Source organism: Collinsella aerofaciens, assembly GCF_015561195.1.
In the GTDB taxonomy this organism is placed as follows: domain Bacteria; phylum Actinomycetota; class Coriobacteriia; order Coriobacteriales; family Coriobacteriaceae; genus Collinsella; species Collinsella aerofaciens_AC.
Genome location: NZ_JADMSU010000008.1, coordinates 93,273 through 116,183, shown reverse-complemented (window position 1 = coordinate 116,183; position 22,911 = coordinate 93,273). Strand labels below are relative to the sequence as shown.

Annotated in this window: 17 protein-coding genes; 14 read left to right on the top strand and 3 right to left on the bottom strand. The window is 60.1% G+C overall.

Annotation, left to right across the window (positions count from 1 at the left end; genetic code table 11):
- Positions 1 to 337: 337 nt before the first annotated feature.
- The 7 genes from I2H81_RS08435 to I2H81_RS08405 all read left to right on the top strand — a co-directional run bounded on the left by I2H81_RS08435 (position 338) and on the right by I2H81_RS08405 (position 10,926).
- Positions 338 to 658, top strand: coding sequence for a YbaB/EbfC family nucleoid-associated protein (locus I2H81_RS08435; RefSeq protein ID WP_006235174.1), 321 nt, complete (start codon positions 338 to 340; stop codon positions 656 to 658).
- Between the two features lie 13 nt (positions 659 to 671).
- Positions 672 to 1,268 (top strand): recombination mediator RecR, encoded by a 597-nt coding sequence (gene recR, locus I2H81_RS08430; protein WP_089573257.1) that lies wholly within the window; start codon positions 672 to 674, stop codon positions 1,266 to 1,268.
- A gap of 245 nt (positions 1,269 to 1,513) precedes the next feature.
- Positions 1,514 to 2,419 (top strand): hypothetical protein, encoded by a 906-nt coding sequence (locus tag I2H81_RS08425; RefSeq protein WP_195645244.1) that lies wholly within the window; start codon positions 1,514 to 1,516, stop codon positions 2,417 to 2,419.
- Complete coding sequence (locus I2H81_RS08420) at positions 2,416 to 4,260, top strand: serine/threonine protein kinase (protein WP_195645243.1); 1,845 nt, start codon at positions 2,416 to 2,418, stop codon at positions 4,258 to 4,260. The genes I2H81_RS08425 and I2H81_RS08420 overlap by 4 nt, the downstream gene beginning before the upstream one ends.
- A gap of 3 nt (positions 4,261 to 4,263) precedes the next feature.
- Positions 4,264 to 5,202, top strand: coding sequence for an FHA domain-containing protein (locus I2H81_RS08415; protein ID WP_195645242.1), 939 nt, complete (start codon positions 4,264 to 4,266; stop codon positions 5,200 to 5,202).
- Between the two features lie 402 nt (positions 5,203 to 5,604).
- Positions 5,605 to 9,144 (top strand): pyruvate:ferredoxin (flavodoxin) oxidoreductase, encoded by a 3,540-nt coding sequence (gene nifJ, locus I2H81_RS08410; RefSeq protein ID WP_117800772.1) that lies wholly within the window; start codon positions 5,605 to 5,607, stop codon positions 9,142 to 9,144.
- Positions 9,145 to 9,453: 309 nt separating this feature from the next.
- On the top strand, positions 9,454 to 10,926 hold the full coding sequence (locus tag I2H81_RS08405) for an ATP-binding protein (RefSeq protein WP_195645241.1): 1,473 nt from the start codon (positions 9,454 to 9,456) through the stop codon (positions 10,924 to 10,926).
- 160 nt (positions 10,927 to 11,086) lie between these two features.
- Here I2H81_RS08405 and I2H81_RS08400 read toward each other — a convergent pair whose 3' ends face one another.
- Together I2H81_RS08400 and I2H81_RS08395 are read right to left on the bottom strand one after the other, a co-directional pair.
- On the bottom strand, positions 11,087 to 11,611 hold the full coding sequence (locus I2H81_RS08400; protein WP_195645240.1) for a hypothetical protein: 525 nt from the start codon (positions 11,609 to 11,611) through the stop codon (positions 11,087 to 11,089).
- A 2-nt stretch (positions 11,612 to 11,613) separates the two neighbouring features.
- Positions 11,614 to 12,030 carry a DUF3830 family protein gene (locus I2H81_RS08395; protein ID WP_195645239.1) on the bottom strand — a complete coding sequence of 139 codons (417 nt, stop codon included), beginning with the start codon at positions 12,028 to 12,030 and terminating at the stop codon, positions 11,614 to 11,616.
- 614 nt (positions 12,031 to 12,644) lie between these two features.
- Between I2H81_RS08395 and arcC the strand changes: the two genes are divergently transcribed.
- Positions 12,645 to 13,607 carry a carbamate kinase gene (arcC, locus tag I2H81_RS08390; RefSeq protein WP_195645238.1) on the top strand — a complete coding sequence of 321 codons (963 nt, stop codon included), beginning with the start codon at positions 12,645 to 12,647 and terminating at the stop codon, positions 13,605 to 13,607.
- 350 nt (positions 13,608 to 13,957) lie between these two features.
- Here the strand turns inward: arcC and I2H81_RS10425 are convergent, their stop codons facing one another.
- Complete coding sequence (locus I2H81_RS10425) at positions 13,958 to 14,959, bottom strand: C39 family peptidase (protein WP_229108137.1); 1,002 nt, start codon at positions 14,957 to 14,959, stop codon at positions 13,958 to 13,960.
- A 356-nt stretch (positions 14,960 to 15,315) separates the two neighbouring features.
- On the opposite strand from I2H81_RS10425, the gene I2H81_RS08380 reads away from it, so the two are divergent.
- The 6 genes from I2H81_RS08380 (at position 15,316) to I2H81_RS08355 (ending at position 22,851) form a co-directional block, all read left to right on the top strand.
- Complete coding sequence (locus I2H81_RS08380; protein WP_195645237.1) at positions 15,316 to 16,767, top strand: APC family permease; 1,452 nt, start codon at positions 15,316 to 15,318, stop codon at positions 16,765 to 16,767.
- Between the two features lie 131 nt (positions 16,768 to 16,898).
- Entirely contained in the window at positions 16,899 to 18,176 is a 1,278-nt protein-coding gene (locus tag I2H81_RS08375) for a metal-dependent hydrolase family protein (protein ID WP_195645236.1), read from the top strand.
- Positions 18,177 to 18,288: 112 nt separating this feature from the next.
- The gene (locus tag I2H81_RS08370; RefSeq protein ID WP_229108136.1) at positions 18,289 to 19,680 is read left to right on the top strand and encodes a histidine kinase; all 1,392 of its coding nucleotides are present in this window, start codon (positions 18,289 to 18,291) and stop codon (positions 19,678 to 19,680) included.
- A gap of 38 nt (positions 19,681 to 19,718) precedes the next feature.
- Positions 19,719 to 20,453, top strand: a complete 735-nt coding sequence (locus I2H81_RS08365; RefSeq protein ID WP_148345452.1) for a LytR/AlgR family response regulator transcription factor — start codon at positions 19,719 to 19,721, stop codon at positions 20,451 to 20,453.
- A gap of 92 nt (positions 20,454 to 20,545) precedes the next feature.
- Complete coding sequence (locus I2H81_RS08360; protein WP_161145313.1) at positions 20,546 to 21,490, top strand: zinc dependent phospholipase C family protein; 945 nt, start codon at positions 20,546 to 20,548, stop codon at positions 21,488 to 21,490.
- A 101-nt stretch (positions 21,491 to 21,591) separates the two neighbouring features.
- On the top strand, positions 21,592 to 22,851 hold the full coding sequence (locus I2H81_RS08355; protein ID WP_006235159.1) for an MFS transporter: 1,260 nt from the start codon (positions 21,592 to 21,594) through the stop codon (positions 22,849 to 22,851).
- Positions 22,852 to 22,911 lie beyond the last annotated feature (60 nt).

Genomic DNA, 22,911 nt, shown 5'->3' with positions numbered 1-22,911 from the left:
CCCATCATCGCGGTCTATGGGGTCAACGATATGGCACCGTGGGGACACATGTATGTCAATCCTGGTCTAACAGAGCCTTTTGTTATCTAGCTGGATGCAGAAAATGTCGGATTCCGGCTCTACAAGATTTAGCTTTCAATATTATGCAGATGCGAATTATTCAACTTCGCATAATCTTTGGGTGCGGTTTGCACTCCAGGACATGTATATCGACTGAGGTAGCGTGTCCGCCCCGCTTGCTTGCCCCGCGCCGTGGTACGATTTTTGAGTTTGAAAGTCCTGCCGCGCTCCGGCTGCCCTTGCAGCTCGGCGTGCGGCCGCACGTAAAGGAGCCATCATGGCCGGTATGAACATGCAGCAGATGATGAAGCAGGCTCGCAAGATGCAGGAGCAGCTTGCCGCCGCGCAGGAGAACCTCAAGTCCCAGACCGTCGACGCCTCTGCCGGCGGCGGTATGGTCAAGGTGACCGTTAACGGCGAGATGGAGCTCGTCAACCTTACCATCGACCCCGATGCCCTCGATCCCGAGGACGTCGATATGCTGCAGGACATGATCATGGCTGCCGTCAACGAGGCCGTCCGCGGCGTTAACGAGCTCGCCAACAAGCAGATGGGCGCCATCACCGGCGGCCTCAACATCCCGGGCATGCCGTTCTAAGACACGCATATATATGAGTGCGAATCACAGTCTGCAAAAACTGCTCGATGAGCTGGGCCGCCTGCCGGGCATTGGTCCTAAGTCGGCCCAGCGCATCGCCTATTACCTGTTGGAGGCTGACGCCGAGGAGGCGCGCCGCCTGGCCGAGGCCATCCTGGAGGTTAAGCAGGAGGTTCACTTTTGCAGCCGCTGCTTTAACTACGCCACGGCCGACGAGTGCTCCATCTGCCAGGATTCGATGCGCGACACCACTCGCATTTGCGTGGTGGGCGAGCCGCGCGACGTCCAGGCAATCGAGCGCACGGGCAGCTACCATGGCCTGTACCATGTGCTAGGCGGCGTGATCAGCCCCATGGACAAGATTGGTCCCGAGCAGTTGCACATCCGCGAGCTGCTGGCGCGTTTGGGCCACGAGGATATCCATGAGGTCATCATCGCCACCAACCCCAACATCGAGGGCGAGACCACGGCGAGCTACCTGGCCCGCACTATCAAGCCACTGGGCGTTGAGGTGTCGCGTCTGGCGAGCGGCCTGCCCGTGGGCGGCGACCTGGAGTATGCCGACGAGCTTACGCTCGGGCGCGCCATCGAGGCCCGTCGCACGATTTAGGTGGCGAGCCTGCTCCTGCCGTATGTTTTCCTCGCGACGCACGGGGTAGTCATAATTTTCCCGTGCGACTGTAAGTTTGTTGTGCAACAAAGATGCTTTGTATCCGCTTATCGCATGGATGCTTCCACTCGCATCCTTAATTTGCCCATTCGTTGCGCAACCTTTTGGGTTCGCTGATACACTCAAATATGGATTCGAATGAATGCGCCGCTCCCGAGCGGCGTGTTTTTGTTGGAGGAGAACGCATGCGGCCCGGTGGCACTCAGACAAAGCACGGCGCCGCGGTGCGCATGCGACGCCGACTGGGCTTGGCGCCGCGGGCGTACGCACTGCTGTCTTGCTCGCTGGTGCTGGTCATAGCTGGCGTTTCTGCCTATGGCATGACCGTGCCGTCCATGATACAGGCACATGCCGCACGCGAACCGCGCGTGGGGCATGAGGTCAAAAGTGACCTGGGCACCACGACTGGATATGCTTGGGCAAGTGTGGTCGCGCATATTGTGTTTGGCACTGACGACGCGGACGGCGCCGAGGCCCCGGACAACGAAGTCACGCTTGCCAATGGCAAAACCATCGTGCTCACCAACACCAAGATTATCGATCGGTTGTCCAACAATAGCGTGGCGGCAACGGTGAATAAGGTCGAGCAGCAGAAGGAGCAGGACGCCCAGCAGTCCGGAAAGCCCGGTAGCTCGGATACTTCTGGCTCCGGCTCGGATTCGTCGAGTTCGGGCGGCGGCTCTGGGTCGGGTTCCTCTGCCGGAGGGTCTGGAAGCGGCGGCTCGACGGGCGGCAACACTGACAACGATGCAAACTCCGGTGGCCTTTCCGCTGCTGAGGAAGAGAGCATTCACAGTTGGCTTGTGACCAAGTACAACATGCTCGACGGCTATGTTTCTCGTGCCAATGACGTGGTTTCGACCTATAACTCTACGGGAGATCCCAGGCCGTGCGACAGCCTGGTCGGGGAGATGTTTGTCATTCGAGCCGAGTTCGGTCGTCAGACATTCTCGCCCCGGTCAAAGTGGTATCAGCAGTATGCCAATCTGTGGGGCTGTTACACCAACCTATGTCAATGGGTCGGCCATTACGGCGATGATGACGTCGCGCTCGGTAACTTCAACAATAACGTGGCGGCGCTTGCCCTATGATGACCGATCTTGCATCCACCACACCGCAATCGCTCGGTCGCGATCCCATGGTCGGCCTGCGCCTGGCGCGTGTCGACGGGTTTGAGCCGGCCATTGCGCTCGGTCAGGACGAACTGCCTGCCTATCTGCGTCGTTTTACGATACTGTTTGCCGACGATGCCACCATGCGCCGTGGCGGTATCGGCCGCGTGACGCGTGCCGTCAACGCCCAAGGCGAGGCCGTGGCACTCAAACAGCTCATCTTGCCGACGCGCGATGAGTTTGACGACGATGCCGCCCATGAGGCGCTGGTCGCCAAGTTCAAAGCGGCATTTCGCGAGGAATATGAATGCCATCGCGCCCTTTCGGGCCTTAAGGGCTTTCCCCGCCTCTATGGCTGGGGCGAGGTTGACGGTGTGCCTGCAATTGTCATGGAATGGGTCGAGGGCGAGACGCTCGCCCGCTTGCGCTCGCGCTTTGCCGTGGACGATGCCGGCCGCCTATCGCCGCTTGTGGCGGCGCGCTTGGGGCGCGACCTGTTCGACCTGCTCTGCCGCATGAGCCTGGTGGGGGAGGGCTTTGTCCATCGCGATATCTCGCCCGCTAATATTATGGTGCGCACGGCGCGCCTGCCGCTTGACCGGCAGCTTGCCGAGGGCACCTTTGACCTGTGCCTGATCGACTTTGGCTCGTCGCTGGCGCTCGATCCTGCGTCGGCCGTGGCCGGTACCGGCGGCAAGGCGTCGTTTACGGAGCGCTATGCCACGCTGCGTCGCGCGACGGTGGCCTACGCTCCGCCCGAGATGCTCACCGACGATATTCCCGACCTGCGTGCTTTGCGTATGTCGCCGGCGATCGACGTCTATGCCGCAGCAAGCACGGTTTACGAGCTCATTGCCGGCGCCGCGCCATACGAAGCCGCGCCGAGCACTTCGGGCACCTCGGGTTCGCGCAAAAAGACGCGCGACATCGCCAGCCCCTACCGTCTCAAGATGGACACGCTGCCCGACTATCCCATTGGTGCCCATGCGCCCGGTTGCGATTTGACTCAGCTGCTTCGTCGTGAGCCCGATGTGGCGCTCGCTGCGGCCGAGCAGGCCCAGCAGCTGGGGCTTGAGCCGGATTCCGAGGAGCTACGCGATGCGCTGGCGTTTGTCGATGCCCAGCTGTTCGACGTGGTGATGGCCTGTCTGTCCAGCCATCAAAAAGATCGTCCCGAGCCGGCGGCGGTCGAGGCGGCGCTCTCGGCGTTTTGTGACCACTATGCGCAAAATGTCGGTCGTTCGCTCCGCGGCGAGCCGCTCACGCCGTGCCCCATGGATGCGTCTGGCCGCGCGGTTCGTCGCGCGCTGATGGTCGGCGCGACGGTCGTCTGTGGCGTGGTTTGGGCTGTGGTCGTGGTTTCGGCCGCGCTGCTGGCGTCGGGCGCTCGCGTGACGGCGACTTTGGGATCGCTCGTGTGGTCTGGGTCGCTACCGGGTATTATTGCCGCACTGGCGTTGGCGCTGCCAGGCATAGCCGGCGTTGCCGCGGGGGCACTTGCGCGCAATCGGCGCTCGGGCTTCCTGCAGGGTGTGCTTGCGCTTTCTGCCTGCGAGGTTCCGGTGCTGGTTGTGGCTGCATGTAGCGTATTTTCCCAACGCGCCGTGATGGGCGGCCTTGTTGCCGCTCTGGTTGCAACCTATACGCTTACGTGGTTTTTGCTTGCGATGGGCTTTGCCTTTGAACTTCCCGTTTCGGCACCGCGACGTACAAAAGCCCAGATGGCGACTCCGCTTGCCGGTGGAGCCGCAGCTGCCCGTACTTTTGGCGGACCTGTCGAAGTATCGTCCGATTCTATTTCTACGACCAAGGAGGCCTAGGTCATGGCATCTCAAGTTGAGCTCACCCCATGCGGGGCCATGTTTGACATCTTTAAGCGCGCGGCGCATCTGAGCCATATCGAGCTGTGCGGCTTGGTGCTTTCGTCCCGTCCGCTCGCCGACGGCCGCAGCCCGCAGAGCCGAGCCGCCGATCGCTCTTGGGTTTCCCGCTTTATCGTTCGCGCGCCGGTCGGCACGCTTCAGCAGCGCTGCTTTGCCGAATACGGTACCTCGGCTGCGCGTATTATGTCGCAACTGGCCCTGCGCCAGCGCAATCCCATGGACTCCACGGCTGTGATCAATATGGTGTGCGGTCCTGCAGGTGAACCGATGGTGCGCGCGCTCGAAGAGTGCCACCAGGACACGAATCTCTATCGCAACGCGCTCGATCGCCTGTCCCAGGCGGCAGAACTCATGCCCGCCGAGCGCGCCGAGGCCGTGCTGGTGCTGTTTGTCGCCGTCGGTTGTTCGGCGGATGTGCGGTCCTCGGTGAACTATGCCATCGACTACGCACACGCGACCTGTGGCGGAGGCACCTCCACGCCGCGTTCGCTTGGCATGTCGATGACCGCGGGCGAGCGCGAACCCGCCCCGGCGCATCCCTTGGGCTTGCTGCGCGTGCAAAACAGTTTTGTCGTGAGCGCCCCGCGTTGGATTCAGCCGAGCGAGCAGGGTGTTGAGATTGGCGCGCTGGCCACTGGTGAGGGCGATATTACCGACGTCGGCGACGATGTCTCGGCCCGCCATGCCCATATCTGGTGCGATGCTCAAAATATCTGGCACGTCGAGGACTTGTCGTCTACCAACGGAACCGTGGTGGTAAACGGGGCCACGCGCGTCTGCATTCAGGTCGAGCCCGGCCGTTCCGCCCAACTCAATCCCGGCGACGAGCTCAAGCTCGGCGAATCCACTACCTACGCCATCCTCTTCGGTGCCCTCTAGCCAGTCCCGCCAAATGGTCCCTCCGTCCCCAAGGGATCATTTTGCTCCCGGCAGTCACCCGAGGTAAACCTTTACCGCCCGCCTATATTTGCCGAAATTACACTTGACGGCGGGGTACAATAAACCCGCATGCGGATTTCCGTTGCGGGCGCTTCCCATCGCCGGGGCGTGCCCGGGAGCATCCGGCATGCGGCCTTTGCGGCGCTCGGTCATGTGCAAGACGGGCGGTCGGGTCTGTGGGGCGCATCAGTTGCCCCTCGCCTCGGCATGTCTTCTCTCCACGCCACGTACCTGCTGCTGAGCCTGCCTGCCAGATGATTGGAAGCAACAGCGTAAATCCCATCACGCCAACATCCCGGCGATCGCCGGGGCCTGTATACCTATATGAGAGGAGAGGGGTATATGGCGCGTAAGTTTAAGTCTATGGACGGCAACGAGGCGGCCGCATATGTTTCGTATGCGTACACCGAGGTAGCGGGAATCTATCCCATTACGCCGTCCAGCCCGATGGCCGACCATGTCGACCAGTGGGCGGCCCAGGGTCGCAAGAACATCTTCGGCACCCCGGTCAAGGTCGTCGAGATGGAGTCCGAGGCAGGTGCGGCCGGTACCGTTCACGGTTCGCTGGGCGCCGGTGCTCTGACCACCACCTACACGGCTTCTCAGGGTCTGCTCCTGATGATCCCGAACATGTACAAGATCGCGGGCGAGCAGCTCCCGGGCGTCTTCCACGTCTCCGCGCGTTGCGTCGCCTCCCACGCCCTGAACATTTTTGGCGATCACTCCGACGTCATGGCCTGTCGTCAGACCGGCTTCGCCATGCTCGCCGAGGGCAACGTCCAGGAGGTCATGGACCTCTCGCCGGTGGCTCACCTTGCCGCCATCGAGGGAAAGACCCCGTTCCTTAACTTCTTCGACGGCTTCCGCACCAGCCACGAGATCCAGAAGGTCGCCATGTGGGACTACAAGGATCTGGCCGAGATGTGCGACATGGACGCCGTCCAGGCTTTCCGCGACCATGCGCTCAACCCTGAGCACCCGCACACCCGCGGCAGCCACGAGAACGGCGATATCTTCTTCCAGAACCGTGAGGCCTGCAACAAGGTCTACGACGAGCTTCCCGCCGTCGTCGAGGGCTACATGAAGAAGATCAACGAGAAGCTCGGCACCGATTACGGCCTGTTCAACTACTACGGCGCTCCCGATGCCGATCGCGTCGTCGTGTGCATGGGCTCCTTCTGCGACGTGCTCGAGGAAGTCATCGACTACCTCAACGCTCACGGCGAGAAGGTCGGCCTGGTCAAGGTTCGTCTGTTCCGTCCGTTCTCCATCAAGCACTTCGTCGACGTTCTCCCCGAGACCGTCCAGAAGATCGCCGTCATGGACCGTACCAAGGAGCCGGGTTCCATCGGCGAGCCGCTCTACCAGGACGTCGTCTCCGCTCTCTACGAGGCTGGCAAGACGGGCATCAAGGTCGTCGGCGGCCGTTATGGCCTGGGCAGCAAGGACACGCCTCCCGCGTCCGCGTTCGCTGTCTTCGAGGAGCTCAAGAAGGACGAGCCCAAGCGCGAGTTCACCATCGGCATTGTCGATGACGTGACCAACCTGAGCCTGCCTGAGGCCGAGGATGCGCCCAACACCGCAGCCCCCGGCACCATCGAGTGCAAGTTCTGGGGTCTGGGTGGCGACGGTACCGTCGGCGCTAACAAGAACTCGATCAAGATCATCGGCGACCACACCGACAAGTACGTCCAGGCCTACTTCCAGTACGACTCCAAGAAGACCGGCGGCGTCACCGTCTCGCACCTGCGCTTTGGTGATTCTCCGATTCGTTCGCCGTACTACGTGACCAAGGCCGACTTTGTCGCCTGCCATAACCCTAGCTACATCGTTAAGGGCTTCAAGATGGTCCGCGACGTCAAGCCGGGCGGCACCTTCCTGGTCAACTGCCAGTGGAGCGACGAGGAGTTCGCCGAGCACATGCCCGCCGTGGCCAAGCGCTACATCGCGAACAACAACGTCAACGTCTACCTGATCGACGCTATCGACCTGGCGGCCAAGGTCGGCATGGGCAAGCGCACCAACACGGTGCTCCAGTCCGCCTTCTTCGCGCTGGCCAAGGTCCTGCCCGCCGAGGACGCCCTGCAGTACATGAAGGACGCGGCTACCAAGTCCTACATGAAGAAGGGCCAGGCTATCGTCGACGCCAACCACAAGGCCATCGATGCCGGCGCTACCGCTTTCCGTAAGTTCGAGGTTCCGGCCGACTGGGCTACCGCCGAGGACGCCGCTCCCGTCGAGCTCTCCGAGGAGACCAAGTCCGCCATCGCCCAGCAGGTCAAGAACCTGCTCGAGCCCATCGATCGCATGGATGGCGACAGCCTGCCCGTTTCCGCCTTCGTCGGTTGCGCCGACGGCCAGTTTGAGCTGGGCGCCTCCGCATACGAGAAGCGCGGCGTCGCCGTGGTCGTTCCCCACTGGGACGAGACCAAGTGCATCCAGTGCAACCAGTGCGCCTACGTGTGCCCGCATGCCACCATCCGTCCGTTCGCGATGACCGAGGACGAGGCTGCCGCCGCGCCCGAGGCTACCCGCACGCTCGACGCCATGGGCCCCAAGGCCAAGGGCATGAAGTTCACCATGGCTGTGTCCCCGCTCGACTGCATGGGTTGCACCAACTGCGTCAAGGTCTGCCCCAAGGGCGCCCTCGAGATGGTTCCCACCGAGCAGGAGATGGACCAGCAGCCCGTTTGGGACTACATGGTCGAGAACGTCTCCGAGAAGAAGGAGCTCATCGCGGCCAACGTCAAGGGCAGCCAGTTTAAGCAGCCCTACCTGGAGTTCTCGGGTTCCTGCGCCGGCTGTGCCGAGACCGCCTATGCACGTTTGGTGACCCAGGTCGCCGGCGACCGCATGTTCATTTCCAACGCCACCGGTTGCTCCTCCATTTGGGGTAACCCCGCTGCCACCGCTCCTTACTGCAAGGACAAGGACGGTCACGGCCCGGCGTGGAACAACTCCCTGTTCGAGGACAATGCCGAGCATGGTCTGGGCATGGCCGTTGGCTATGAGGCCGTTCAGCACAAGCTGATCGCCGCTACCCAGGACATCATCGCTGCCGATGGTCCGTCCGATGAGCTCAAGGCCGCCGGCCAGGCTTGGATCGACTCCGTCAATGACGCCGAGGCCTCCAAGACCGCTGCCGCTGCCTACGTTGCCGAGCTCGAGAAGTGCGGCTGCGACGCTTCCAAGGCAATCCTCGCCGACAAGGCTTACCTCACCAAGAAGTCCTTCTGGATCTTCGGCGGCGACGGCTGGGCCTACGACATCGGCTTCGGTGGCCTGGACCACGTCCTGGCTTCCGGCCACAACGTCAACGTCTTCGTCTTCGACACCGAGGTCTACTCCAACACCGGTGGTCAGGCCTCCAAGGCCTCGAACCTGGGCCAGGTCGCTCAGTTCGCCGCTGCCGGTAAGGTGACCAAGAAGAAGTCCCTGGCCGAGATCGCTATGAGCTACGGCTACGTCTACGTGGCACAGGTTGCCATGGGCGCCAACCCGGCTCAGACCCTCAAGGCCATTCACGAGGCCGAGGCCTACGACGGCCCGTCCCTCATCATCGGCTACAGCCCCTGCGAGATGCACTCCATCAAGAAGGGCGGCATGCAGAACTGCCAGGCCGAGATGAAGAAGGCTGTCGAGTGCGGTTACTGGAACCTCTTCCGCTTCAACCCCGAGGCTGCTGCCGGCAAGAAGTTCTCGCTCGATTCCAAGGAGCCCGCGGGCGGTTATCAGGAGTTCCTGATGAACGAGGCCCGTTACGCTTCGCTGACGCGTTCCTTCCCCGAGCGCGCCGAGGAGCTCTTCAAGGAGAATGAGCAGGCCGCTATGGACCGCTATCAGCACCTGCTGAAGCTCAAGACGGTGTACAACGAGGCTTAGGTCTCCCACCGCAGGATCTGAGGGCTGACCTTCGCGGACGTCCTCGGACATGAAAGAACCCCCGCTGCGCACTACGTGCGGCGGGGGTTCTTTCGTCCTGCGGAATGTCCGCGAAGGTCAGCCCTCAGATCCCGCTACGACTACGTCCTCGGATTGTGGGGCTGAATGAAGGACATGGCTGTGGGGGTGCCTTGTCCCTAGCGCTGTTTCGCGCCCTTGGCGCGAAAGGCGCGTTACTTTGGGAGTGGAGGGGGACTTGGCTGTCGCTGCCTTCTATTCCCTTACTGTTTCGGTGGCTTTGAGACCTCAGTGAATCACGCTATTTGCCGATTTTTGTACTATTTAGGTCATTACTATTTGCCAATTTTTGTACTATTACTAGTAATTCTATCTGCCAATTTTTGTCATTTAGGGGTTTTAATGCTACGCCGCAAGGTTACTGATAGGCTTTTGAGCTGGAAGAATAACTCCAATAAGGCGTTGCTTGTTACTGGCGCACGTCAGATTGGCAAGAGTTATGCGATTCGCGCGTTTGGAAAAGGCAACTACGCTTCGTATTTTGAGGTCAATTTGCTACTCGATGCCGAGGCAAGGGATGTGCTAATTGACGCTAAGAACGCCGTTGACTTTATCAACCGTGTAGCCCTTCTTGCGGACGCGCCGCTTGTTGAGGGGGATACGCTTGTCTTTGTCGATGAGATTCAGGAGTATCCGCAGATTGTCACACTTATGAAGGCGTTGGTCGAAGACGGGCGCTTTAGCTATGTATTCTCAGGGTCTATGCTTGGGACCGAGTTTAAGGGGATATCTTCTTTTCCGGTGGGGTATGTCGAGCACGTTGTTATGCGACCGATGGATTTTGAAGAGTTTTGTTGGGCAAATGGCGTCAGCGAGAATGTGCTTGCAGACATTCGCAACTGCCTTGTCGAGAGACGTCCCGTCGAAAACTACATTCATGAGGCAATGCTCAAAAACTATAGAGCTTATATCGTTTGCGGCGGCATGCCGGAGGTCGTTCAGAACTATATCGATTCGGGTTATTCGCTCGTGAGAACGCGTGAGCTTCAAATTCAGCTGGTCGATCAGTACAAGAGCGATATCTCTAAATATGCATCGACTCGAGCGTTTAACGTTCGCTCGATTTTCGAACAAATTCCCGTTCAGCTTGAAGCGGAGTCCCATCGCTTTGTTGTTTCGTCTCTGGGCGAGGGAGCGCGCCTTAAAAAATATGAGCAGGATTTCCTATGGCTGGTGAGCGCGGGCGTTGGATTGATGGTCGCCCAGGTAACGGAGCCTCGGAGCCCCCTCAAGAGGACGGAGAAGGCGACAGCCTTCAAGCTGTACGAGTCCGATACGGGTATGCTCGCATCGCGGTATCCCGGCAGCACGGCACGAGCTGTCTATCTTGATATGAAAACTCCCAACCTCGGCGGTCTCTACGAGAACGTGGTCGCTCAGGAGCTTGTCGCCCTTGGGGCTGATGCATGGTACTACCAGACGCGTGAGGTCGGTGAAGTTGACTTTGTGATCGAAGGCGCCCGCGGGCATGTTGTCCCGATCGAGGTCAAATCGGGCAAGAAAGTTCGAGCGCATGCGGCTCTCGATCGCCTAATGAGTGTAGACGAGTACAAAATTCCCGAGGCTGTTGTACTAAGCCACGAGAATCTCGGCAAAGAGGGCAAGATCCTGTACGTCCCTATCTATATGACATTCTGTCTCGATGAGTTTATAGAAAAGGATGACCCCGACAACGATTTCTCGTTTGCACCCATATCTCTCTAGGCTATCTGAGTCCGCAATCCAGCCCTTGTTGTTTCGCGGCTATGCCGCGAAAGGCGCGTCACTTTGCGAAAGGGCTGGGGTCGCTGCTGTATGCGTCTCCAGCCCTCTGATTGCTACTTTGGGTCCTGCGATGGGGTGTTGTTGGTGTTGCTAGTTCGGCTTACCTTGTCTCGCCGGTTTCGGTGCGTAGGCGGTAACCGTGGACCAGGTCACTGATGGCCGGCCAAGGAATCTGGCGATCGACCCAAAATTGCAGCTGAACCAGATAGCGCTCGGCGGCGCGGGTGAGGGCGGCAAACTGCTCGTGGGTTTCGACCTGAGCGTAGAGGTCGCGGCTGTGGGCGAGGATGGCGGTCGTATCGTCCATCTTGCCGGTTACATCGAAGGCGCCCGAGAACCAATTGCACAGGCGCGCGGCGCTGTTGCTGAGGGTGGCCAAGTCGGCGGTGTCGCCGTTGGCGTTCTCGGTTGCCTGGGCGCGCAGGAGCGAGAGGGCGTCGGCGGCGTTCATGCAGTAGCCGACGGTGAAGTTCCAGACGGCGAACTCACGGCCGGTGTCGAGCTTGCGGCGGCGCATATAGTCGATATCGCGCGGCTCCTCGAGCATCATTTGATCGGCAAGGGCTTCAAGCGAAGTGGTGTACTCCGCAAGATCGAGTGCAAGCAGGGTGTCGATATTCGTCATCTTTAGGCCTCCGCTTCGATCTCGATGATTTCGTTTTTGATATACATGCCCTGGTTGTCCCAGACGTTGCGGCAAGCGGCGGCAAAGCGCTCGCGATCGGCCTCGCAGATGCGGGCGAACATATTGCAGGTGCCAAAGGGCTCGCAAATATCAAAGAAGATGCAGATCGACGACCAGCCGCCGTACCAGCTCACCGCGCCTGCCGGCTCGTGAAAGACGGGGTTCTCGATGTGCTCGTAGTTGGCGATAGGTCCCGATACGGGATAGGTCACCTCAGCATCGCAGATCTTGGCCGAAAAGATGCGCGACTCGACCGGACAGGACGATTCGAACAGCCTGCATGTTTCGGGTGCCTCGTTCCAGAGCATGTCGGCGAGAAACGTCTCGTCATTCAGCGTAATCTTGAGCATTTTTGTCATGGTAAGGACCTCCTCAATCCGTCGCTCAAGGGGCTCGCTGGCGGATAAAGGAGAAGACAGCTACGGGGTCGCCGAACCCAAACTTCACGACAGATACCTGTCGCCCCAGCCCGTGCTGTACTCGGCTAAAGTATCATGCCGCAGGTACGGAAGCAATATCCCAGTTTTGTTTTGGACACTTGATTAGACCCGCTTGGCCAAAACGCAGTTCATTCTCAGTCGCTTGCCGCAGGGTGAGGCGCGATTGGTTATTCCTTATGTTGGATGAAAAGTCCCATGTTTTTGCAGGGGTGCATACTCGTCTTATAAGTGCATAGAATCTCGTATAGTGCGAGTAAGATTTTGCGCTGTCCGTTTTGTGTTTAGCAGAGATATAGTTTGCATAATCCGGTCTAATCCCTGCTCTATTTAAATAAAGTTGCACGTAAATGGCGTAGATATGCGTGAGCTGGGGTTCTTTACGCTGAGCGGGTAAAAACGACCGTTCACCGTTCCGCTATTTTCAAAATGAATAAAATGAGCGATAAAGAGAATATAAACCTTAATAAACTCGCGTATCGCACGGACGCGGGTTATTAATGGGTTGTAGGCCTTTTACAGAAAGGATTCCAGCAATGTCTAAGCCTCTTGGCAAGCCCGACCGCATCGTCGTCGCCCTCGGCGGCAACGCCCTCGGCAACAACCCCGTCGAGCAGATCGAGGCCGTGGGCAACACCGCCCACGCCCTCCTCGGCCTCATCGAGCAGGGCAACGAGATCATCATCACCCACGGCAACGGCCCGCAGGTCGGCATGATCCAGAACGCCTTCGCCGCCGCCCACGACGCCATCGGCACCCCCGAGATGCCGCTGCCCGAGTGCGGCGCCATGTCCCAGGGCTACATCGGCTACCACCTGCAGCAGGGTATCGGCCGCGAGATGCACAAGCGCTACAAGCGCTGGCACGCCGCAACCGTCGTCACCCAGATCGAGTGCGACCCGGATGATCCCGCGTTCAAGAACCCGACCAAGCCCATCGGCCCCTTCTACACCGAGGAGCAGGCCAAGGAGTTCATGGCCGAGGATCCCTCCAAGGTCTTCGTCGAGGATTCCGGCCGCGGCTGGCGTCGCGTCGTCGCCTCCCCCGATCCCAAGAAGATCGTCGAGGCCGACTCCATCCTCAACCTGCTCGACAACGAGTTCATCGTCATCGCCTGCGGTGGCGGCGGCATCCCCGTCGTCCGCGACTACGAGAACAAGGGCTGCTACAAGGGCGTTCCCGCCGTCATCGACAAGGACCTGGGCGGCGAGCTGCTGGCCGAGGACTGCGACGCCGACGTCCTGTTCCTGCTGACCGCCGTCGAGCATGTCGCCATCAACTTCGGCAAGCCCAACCAGGAGGAGCTCGAGGACCTCACCGCCGACGAGGCCGAGCGCCTGGCTGACGAGGGCCAGTTCGGCAAGGGTTCCATGGAGCCCAAGGTCCGCGCTGCCATCAAGTTCGCCCGCTCCCGCAAGGGCCGCACCTGCATCATCGGCGCCCTGGACAAGGCCGCCGAGACCATGGCCGGCCTCTCCGGTACCCGCATCCACGAGTAGCCTCTACTCTGTTGCCTCTCCCGTGGGCGCCAGGCAAAGCGCCCACAAACTAGCCTCTCTTCATGAGCCCCGCGGTCCGCTCCGACCGCGGGGCTTTTGCTATTCACCTAGTCATTGGGGACAGACTTAAATGAGTAGTCCAAAACGGGTGCATTTTCCTTTGAGGCCCTCAACCGGAAAATGCATCCCGGAAATATGCCGAAAAGTGGCTCTCAGTTTCCCAAGCAGGCCGCTAACGGAAAGCGTATCCCGCTATCGAACTTCAAAGCGGGATGCGCCTTCCGTGCCGGCAGTTCCGGGCAGTCTGGGGCCACTCATTTAAGTCTGTCCCCAATGAGTGCACCCAATGACTAGTAGTAGGCCCACATGGCTTCGATTTCGTTGAGGACCTCCACCACGCCCCAGCGGCGGGCGCTGCGGCTGGCCGAGTTGGGGTCGTAGACGCCAATCTGGTTGGCATCGTCGATGCCGTGGAGCACGATATAGTGGCCTACGTTGGTAAACGTGCCGGGGCGCACTGCGGCGATGACGGGCGCACCCGAGCGAAGTGCTTGGGTAATCGATTCGCGATTGTTATAGAGCTGTGTTCCGTTGAGCCCCAGCTGCCACGCACCGCCTGTCATAAACGACCACTCGGTGGCACCAGTGGGGGCGTAGTTGCCGGCTTCGGCCAGTGCGCATATATCGACCGGCGTCTTATCGGTGTGGCCGGTCTTAAAGATATAGACCATGGTGAGGCAAGTGGGACCGCAAGCGTTTTCGCGAATAGTGCCACCGGCATAGGGCAGCTCCGACCATGCGGGGTCAATTTGGTAGATGTGGGGCATGGTGCCGGCCTGCCATTGCGAGCGCGGGGTCGAAAAGGCAAATGAGTAGCCGGGCGCGACGGGAGCTTTAAGCAGCTTGTCCTCGGCAGTGGGCTCAAGACCGGCTGATCCGTGGGAGATACAGGATCCCAAAAACACAAAGACGAGGCAGGCGGCGATGGAGCAAAGCGCAAGGCGTAGGCGGCGGGCCGGAAGCGCGTGACTTGTGGCGTGCGACGCGGGGTGAGGGGCGGAATTGCCGCGATCGCGTTGAGGTCGCGAAAAGGAGCGCTTAACGTAGTAGTCGGTCTTATGGCGATCGTAGCGGCGTGGCCGCGATGTGTCGGTCTGGCGTTGGCGTGTGCTCGTACTCACGCGGTCTGACTGCTGCACGGTACGGCTATGTTGCCGCGAAGAAGCCCCGAGCTGCTCTTGGGGGCGCTGCGGGCTGTCGTTGTCGGAGGTGCTTCTGGGCGTTGGCGTGGTGCGGCCGGCAAGGCGCACGCTTTGTGGCCGTTGGTCGCCGTCATTGTATCCGTGTGCCATTCGAATCACCTTGCCTCGTGTGTAACTTGTCTATCCTACATAAAAAGATGCACGACACATGGGCATGTGCGCCAAAAGCCTGACAAATGGTATGAACGTTGCCGCGCCGCGCGCCAAGCGTCACGGCAACAGGTCTTCAAAAGCAGACAAGATGAAAGCGTCCAAGACGAATGACGTCTTCCGCCGTTCGTCCCAAAAACGGTGCCGCTCGTTTTGCAGTTCTGCCTTCGGTCGAGCTACAAGCGGCGCTGCTGTGCCAAGGCCGTATCTTAAAGCCACGAAATAAAAGCGCGCGGCAAAACAGACCGCGCAAGGGGTGACGCCAAAGAGGCGTCAATAAGGAAAGGAGGGGAACAATGGCGGACAAGAACGCAGAAGTTGCAGTCGAAGGTAACGGCGGCATGAAGAAAACACTCTCGCTCTGGAACTTCTTTACCATCGGTTTCGGTGCCATCATCGGTACCGGTTGGGTTCTGCAGGTCGGCGACTGGATGGTCGTGGGCGGCGGTCCCGTTCCCGCTATGATCGCATTCCTCTTGGGCGCGATCTTCCTCGTGCCCGTCGGAGCTGTTTTCGGTGAGCTCACGGCTGCTATCCCCATCTCGGGCGGCATCGTCGAGTATGTCGATCGTAGCTTTGGCCGTACGCTGAGCTACATCACCGGCTGGCTTTTGGCCCTGGGCAACGGAATCCTGTGCCCGTGGGAGGCCATCGCCATCTCGACCCTCGTGTCCGAGATGTTCGGCAGCCTGCCCGGTCTTGAGTGGCTGCGCGCCGTCAAGCTCTACACCATCCTGGGCGCAGACGTTTACCTGTTCCCGACGCTGATCGCGCTCGGCTTTGCAGCCTACGTCATCTTCCTCAACTTCCGCGGTGCCAGCTCGGCTGCCAAGCTCCAGGCCTTCCTGACCAAGGCCCTGCTCTGCGGCATGCTGCTCGCCATGGGCGTCTCGCTGTTCACCGGTTCGCCGGAACACGCCATGCCCGTGTTCTCCCAGGTCACCGGTGCTGGCGGCGGCAAGCCTGCTACCGAGAGCACCAGCCTGTTCGCCGGCATCGTGTCGGTCCTGGTTCTGACCCCGTTCTTCTACGCCGGCTTCGACACCATTCCTCAGCAGGCTGAGGAAGCAGCCGAGGGCCTCAACTGGAACAAATTCGGCAAGATCATCTCCCTGGCCCTGCTGGCCGCCGGCGGCTTCTACATGGTCTGCATCTATTCGTTCGGCACCATCCTCGACTGGCATGAGTTCGTTAAGAGCCCGGTTCCCGCACTCGCCTGCCTCAAGGGCATCAACATGCTCCTGTACTTGGCCATGCTCGTCATCGCCACGCTTGGACCCATGGGCCCGATGAACTCCTTCTACGGCGCCACGAGCCGCATCATGCTCGCCATGGGCCGCAAGGGCCAGCTGCCCGAGAAGTTTGCCGAGGTCGATCCCAGCTCTGGCGCTCCCAAGCTCGCCTGCGTCGTTCTGGCCGTCATCACCGTCGTCGGTCCGTTCCTGGGCAAGAACATGCTCATCCCTCTGACCAACGTGTCGGCTCTCGCCTTCATCTTCTCCTGCGGCATGGTCGCCCTCGCTTGCCTGCGCATGCGCTTTACCGAGCCCGACCTGCCTCGTCCCTACGAGGTGCCCGGCGGCAAGTTTGGCATCAGTCTCGCTGTTGCTGCCTGCGCCGTCATCATCGGCCTGCTCGTGATCCCGTTCTCTCCCGCCTCCCTCAACATGGTGGAGTGGAGCATCGTGATCGGCTGGTTGGCTATTGGCCTGGCCCTCATGGCCTTCACCAATTCCCGCAAAAAGTAACGCCGAGCCGGGGCGGATCGGGTGCGCGGACCCCTCTCTCCCGCGCACCGAACCCGGCACCACTTGGGTAGCTTTGTGAGGCCTTAACCCAACACGGCCTCGCCCACTATATGGATCCATAAGGAGGAACCATGTCCACTAAGTATGCAATCGTTGGCGGTAAGCTCATCGACGGTACCGGTGCCGAGCCGGTCGAGAACTCCCTCGTTCTCGTCGACGACAACGGCAAGATCGAGTACGCCGGTGTCATGCAGGACCTTCCCGAGGGCGTTGAGGTTATCGACGCCGCCGGCAAGACCGTCCTTCCCGGCCTGATCGACACCCACCTGCACTTCTCGGGCAACCTGACCGACGATGACACCGACTGGGTCATGCAGCCGCTCCTCGAGAAGCAGGCCGTCGCCGTCAAGCAGGCCTACGACTGCCTCACCCACGGCCTCACCACCGTCTGCGAGATCGGCCGCTTTGGTATCCAGATCCGCGACTGCATCGACAAGGGCGTCTTTAAGGGCCCGCGCGTTCTGGCCACCGGCCTGGGCTTCTGCCGCGTTGCCGGTCACGGTGACTCCCACCACTGCACCCAGGAGCTCAACAAGGAATCCCACCCCTGGGGCGACCAGGTCGATGGTCCTTGGGATCTGCGTAAGGCCGTCCGTCGCCGCCTGCGCGAGAATCCCGATGCCATCAAGATCTGGGCTACCGGTGGCGGCATCTGGCGCTGGGACTCCGGTCGCGACCAGCACTATTGCTCCGAGGAGATCCAGGCCGTGGTCGAAGAGGCCAAGATGGTCGGCATCCCCGTGTGGAGCCACTGCTACAACAACCACGCCGCTGCCTACGATTCCGTTCGCTTTGGCTGCGAACAGCTGATTCACGGCTTCGATATCGATGAGCGCACTATGGACCTCATGGCCGAGCAGGGCACCTTCTTCACCCCGACGATCGCCTTCCTGCCCACCTGGTACGCCACCTATCCGCCCGTCTACGTCCCCGAGCTGCACGACAAGTACGAGGGCACCCTGGTCGAGAAGGAGCTGCAGCGCAACTACGACTGCCTGCGCGAGGCCAAGAAGCGCGGCGTCGTCATGACGATCGGCTCCGACTCCTTCTCCTTCGTCACCCCGTATGGCACCTGCTCCATCGAGGAGATGTACGAGTTCGTCGACAAGATCGGCTTCACCCCGGTCGAGACCATCACCTGCGCCACCCTCAACGGTGCCAAGATGTGCCACATCGAGGACGAGACCGGTTCCATCGAGGCCGGCAAGTGCGCCGACCTGCTGGTCGTCAACGGTGACGTCGCCGCCGACATCCACGTGCTCAACACCGACAACATGGACGTCATCATGAAGGACGGCTGGATTGTCGAAGCCGGCAGCTTCGGCGAGGCAAACAAGTACAGCGCCTAAGCTACCGTTCATCGATGGCTGGATGTAAAACACAGTATTTGATTGCATAATGCAATGGAGAGGGTCGCTTGCGGCCCTCTTTATTGCTATGGGGTGCGTCAGTAAGAAGGGGATGACGGTGGATCTCAATAGGCTGATTCTGGGCAAGAGCTACAACTCTACCAAGGTCTTTCGTACCGCTCAGCATGTGGTTCAAGCCATCTTGCTCGGTATTGTCGTTCCGCTGCTTATCCTGCTGCTCATCTGGGATCTAACCGATAATCCCAATCCCGTTCCGGCCGTTGTCGTCATTGCCGGTTTGGTCATGCTGTGCTTCTTCTTCTCGTATGTCTTTGTCGTTCCCGACGACCTTACATCGAGCGCAACCGACCGCACGCTCGCTATCGCTTCAAAAATATTCGCCTACACGTCGCGCGGCCTTACGCCCGAGGCCGCCCTGGGCGCCTCTAAGATCATCCTGTCCGAAACTATTGCTTCTGCCATCTGCTTTACCGACGGCAAGCAGGTGCTGGCGAGCTGGGGCGAGGATTCGGCAAAGTGTCCCGCCGGCACCCCGGTGGTGCTCAAGACCACGCTCAACGTCATCGAGACGGGCGAGCAAAGCGTGTTTTCGCGCGATGCCTCGACCGAGACGGGTGGCTACTTTCCGCGCCTGCGCGCCGGTATTGTCGCACCGCTTACCGTGCGCGGGCATTGCGTGGGCACGCTCGAGTTGTATTATCCCCGTCTGAGCAGCATCGATATGCGCCAGACGGCGCTTGCCTCGGGCTTTGCCGACCTCATTTCCACGCAGCTTGCGAGCTTTGAGCTCGAGCGCCAGGACGAGCTCACGGCCCGCGTGGAGCTGCGCGCCTTGCAATCGCAGGTCGATCCTCATTTTCTGTTTAACACCATCAGCACCATCGTGTCGCTCGTTCGAACCGAGCCCGACAAGGCGCGATCGCTGCTGATCGACTTTTCCAATTACTATCGTCAGACGCTTTCTGATTCCGATACGCTCACCACGCTCGAGCACGAGGTGGAACAGGGCACTCGTTATATCAATCTTATGCAGGCCCGGTATGGCGACGGCCGTCTGCGCGTTTCGGTCGACATCGACTTTGAAGTGCGCGACAGCCTGGTGCCGCCGTTTATCTTGCAGCCGTTGCTCGAAAACTGCATCAAGCACGCGCAGCGCGAGACCGAGCCGCTTTCTATTCATGTTAGGGCTTTCGAGACCGATGACGGTTTGGAGATCATCGTCGAGGACGATGGCATCGGTATGAGCGAAGAGGTCTGCGCGCATCTGTTTGAGCAGCATCGCTTGGAGGAGCCCGAGAGCATTACCGCCGACGGCTCCGTCAAGCGAGGTTGCGGCCTGGCGCTCTTCAACGTGCTTCAGCGCATCCATTTCTTTTACGGAGAAGATTCCGGCATGCGCGTGAAGTCCCAGGAGGGCGTGGGAACGCAGGTCATCGTCGAGCTGAACGGCGAGCCGCATGAGCCGGCGCCGTTGACGGCGTAGCACGCGGTTGGATTGAGAGAAAAAGAGGGGAAGCACATATGTCCGAAGGCTGGAACATCTTGGTGGTTGATGACGAGCCTCCAATTAGGGCTGAGCTACGCTATCTGTTGGAAAAGGATACGCGTGTGGGTCAGATTGCCGAGGCGGGCAATGTCACCGAAGCCGTGGAGTCGATTCTGTCGAACAAGCCCGACGTGTTGTTTTTAGACATTACCATGCCCGGTCGCTCGGGAATTGAGCTTGCCGAGACGCTGCAGAACCTAAAGACGCCGCCGGTGGTTGTGTTTGTGACGGCGTTTGCCGAATTTGCCGCTGATGCGTATAACCTCGATGCGGTCGACTATGTCGTCAAGCCGGTCGAGGACGCACGCCTGTCAAAGGCACTCGACAAGATCGAGGCAGCCTTGGGTGCCCGTCGTGTTATCCATGCTCCGCGCCAGCCTTTGCGTCTGACGGTGGACCGCGGGGGCAAAAAGGTGTTCATTCCCGCCGCAGACGTCTGCTACTTTGAGGCGCGCGCCGATTTTTGCAACGCCATCTGCGCCGAGGGAACGTACCTGATCAATGAGTCGATCTCTTCGCTCGAGCGTCGCTTGGACTCCGAGGGCTTTATTCGCGTTCATCGCAGCTACCTGGTCAATTTGGAAGACGTGCACAATGTTGAGATTGGCTCCACGGGGTTGATGGAGCTCAGGCTCGACCGCGTGAGCTCGACGGTGCCGGTGTCCCGTCGTCGTGCCGCCGAGGTCAAGTCGCACCTGGGGCTTGCGTAAGAGGCTTGCGTGCCGTCGTTTACCATCGCAGGTTTGGCATGGGCGCGCGGTGGGCATAATGGGTGGCATCGAATGAAATCGAAAGGATCATTATGCCCGCGCTTATCACCCATCATCTGTTTGGCGAGGAAAGCATCGACCGTCTTCCGCAGGGCGTCATCACGTCCGATGAAGAGCGCATTGCCTTTATCTTGGGCAACCAAGGCCCCGACCCGTTTTTCTTTCACATTCTGACACCGCGTGTTTCCGACTGCACGCTGCTGGCGCAGGTCATGCATCGGTCGCGCATGTCTCGCCAGTTCGCGTGCCTGCGCGACGGCGTGTCGCACCTGCAGCCGCGCGATGCCAGCTTGGGTCGCGCCTTTGCGTTGGGCCTGCTGTCTCATTACGTGCTCGACCGCAACGCCCATCCCTTTGTCTATGAGCAGCAGTTTGGCATCGTGGAGTCCGATTCAGAGCTTGAGGATTCGAGCAGTCAGGTCCATGCCGTGATCGAGAGCGACCTGGATGTACTGATGCTGCAGCTTAAACGCGATGGCGCTACGGTCGACGATTACCCGCCGGCGGGCGAGATCGTCACCACCGATCGCATCAATCGCGTGGCCGGCGTGCTGATGAGCTATGTTGCCGGACGCGTGTACGGCATTGACATTCCGGCGGGGGAGTACGGTGCTGCCGTTGCCAATATGCAGCGACTTTACCGCGCGATTGAGCCGGCCGGCTCCGCAAAGACGCGCGCGATCTCGCTGGTTGAGGGCTTGGTGCACGACTACTCGCTGCTCGACGGCCTTGCCCATCGCGTGACGACGGAGCTGCCCGAGCGCACCGGTAACCTGGGCCATCTGACATGGAAGAATCCCTTTACCGACGAGGTCTCGAACGAGAGTTTCCCCGAGGTCTTTGATCGCGCGCTGGTCGATTACGAGTGCACGGTCGCACGTTTTATCGAGACCGGTGACATGGATGCCGTGACCAGTCGCGTCAACTACAGCGGTCGCGTGCTCAATGCCGATGAGGAGTTCGACCGCGAGGAATAGGGCCCGTGCGTGCCCCTTTGCCGAATCCTTACCGGCGGTTCTGGACAATTGGGGTACGATGAACTAACTGCATATCGGGCGAATACGAAGGGTCCCTGTCCATGAAATACACCAAGCTCGAGCGTAACTGGGTTATGTATGATGTGGGCAATTCGGCCCTTGTGCTGCTCAATACCTCGGTGGTGCCCATTTACTTTAACGCCATCAATACCGGCGCTTCCTCGGCCGACCTGGTGGTCGCTTGGGGCAATGCGCAGACGATCGCCTCGCTGGTCATCGCCATGCTCATGCCCATTCTGGGCGCGCTTGCCGACTACGCCGGCAACAAGATCAAGTTCTTCTTGGGCTTCTTCCTCACGGGCCTGGTGCTTTGCCTGGCGCAGGCTATCCCAATGTCCGCCATGGCATTTTTGACCGTGTACGTGCTGTGCACCATCGGCCTTAACTCTTCTATGACGTTCTACGACGCCATGCTGCCCGACATTACCACCGACGAGCGCATGGACGCCGTGTCCAGCTCGGGCTATGCCTGGGGCTACATCGGTTCCACCGTGCCGTTCGTCATCTGCCTGGCGCTCATCATGGGTGGCCCCGCTCTTGGCGTCCCCACCATGCTGGCAACGCGTCTGTCGTTTATCATCACTGGTGCCTGGTGGCTCATCTTTACCCTGCCGCTCATTCGCACCTATAAGCAAAAGTACGGTCGCGAGCGCGGTCCCGAGGACACTATCGGCCACATCGTGGGCGGTGTGTTCTCCGAGGTCGGACACACCATGCGCGAGATCGCCCACAACAAGACCGTGCTGGTCTACATGATCGCGTTCTTCTTCTATATCGACGGTGTGCACACGGTCATTTCCATGGCTACCAGCTACGGCTCGGCTTTGGGCATCGATTCGACCCAGTTGGTCCTGGCGCTGCTCGTCACGCAGTTCGTGGCCTTTCCATCCGCCATCATCTACGGCAAGCTCGCCGGCCGCGTGGGCACGCTCAACATGATCTTGGTGGCAGTCGCCGCCTATATGGGCATTGTGCTGTTCGCCGCGTTCTTCCTAAAGACCGCCTTTGAGTTTTGGGTGCTTGCCATTATGGTCGGCCTGTTCCAGGGCGGCGTGCAGGCGCTCAGCCGTAGCTACTTTGGCCGCATTATCCCCAAGGAAAAGTCCAACGAGTACTACGGCTTCTTTGACATCTTTGGTCGTTATGCAAGCGTTATGGGCACCTTCCTGGTGTCGGTCGTCACCTCGCTGACCGGCAACCCGTCGCTGGGCGTCCTTTCCATTGGCGTGCTGCTGATCGTTGGCTTTATGCTGCTGGTCCGCCTGTCCCGCATGACTCGGGCGGCAGAGCATGCCGCATAGGAGCGAGCGGCTATTGTGCCTGTCCACGGTACTCTTTTGGGGTTATCCGCAATAAACATT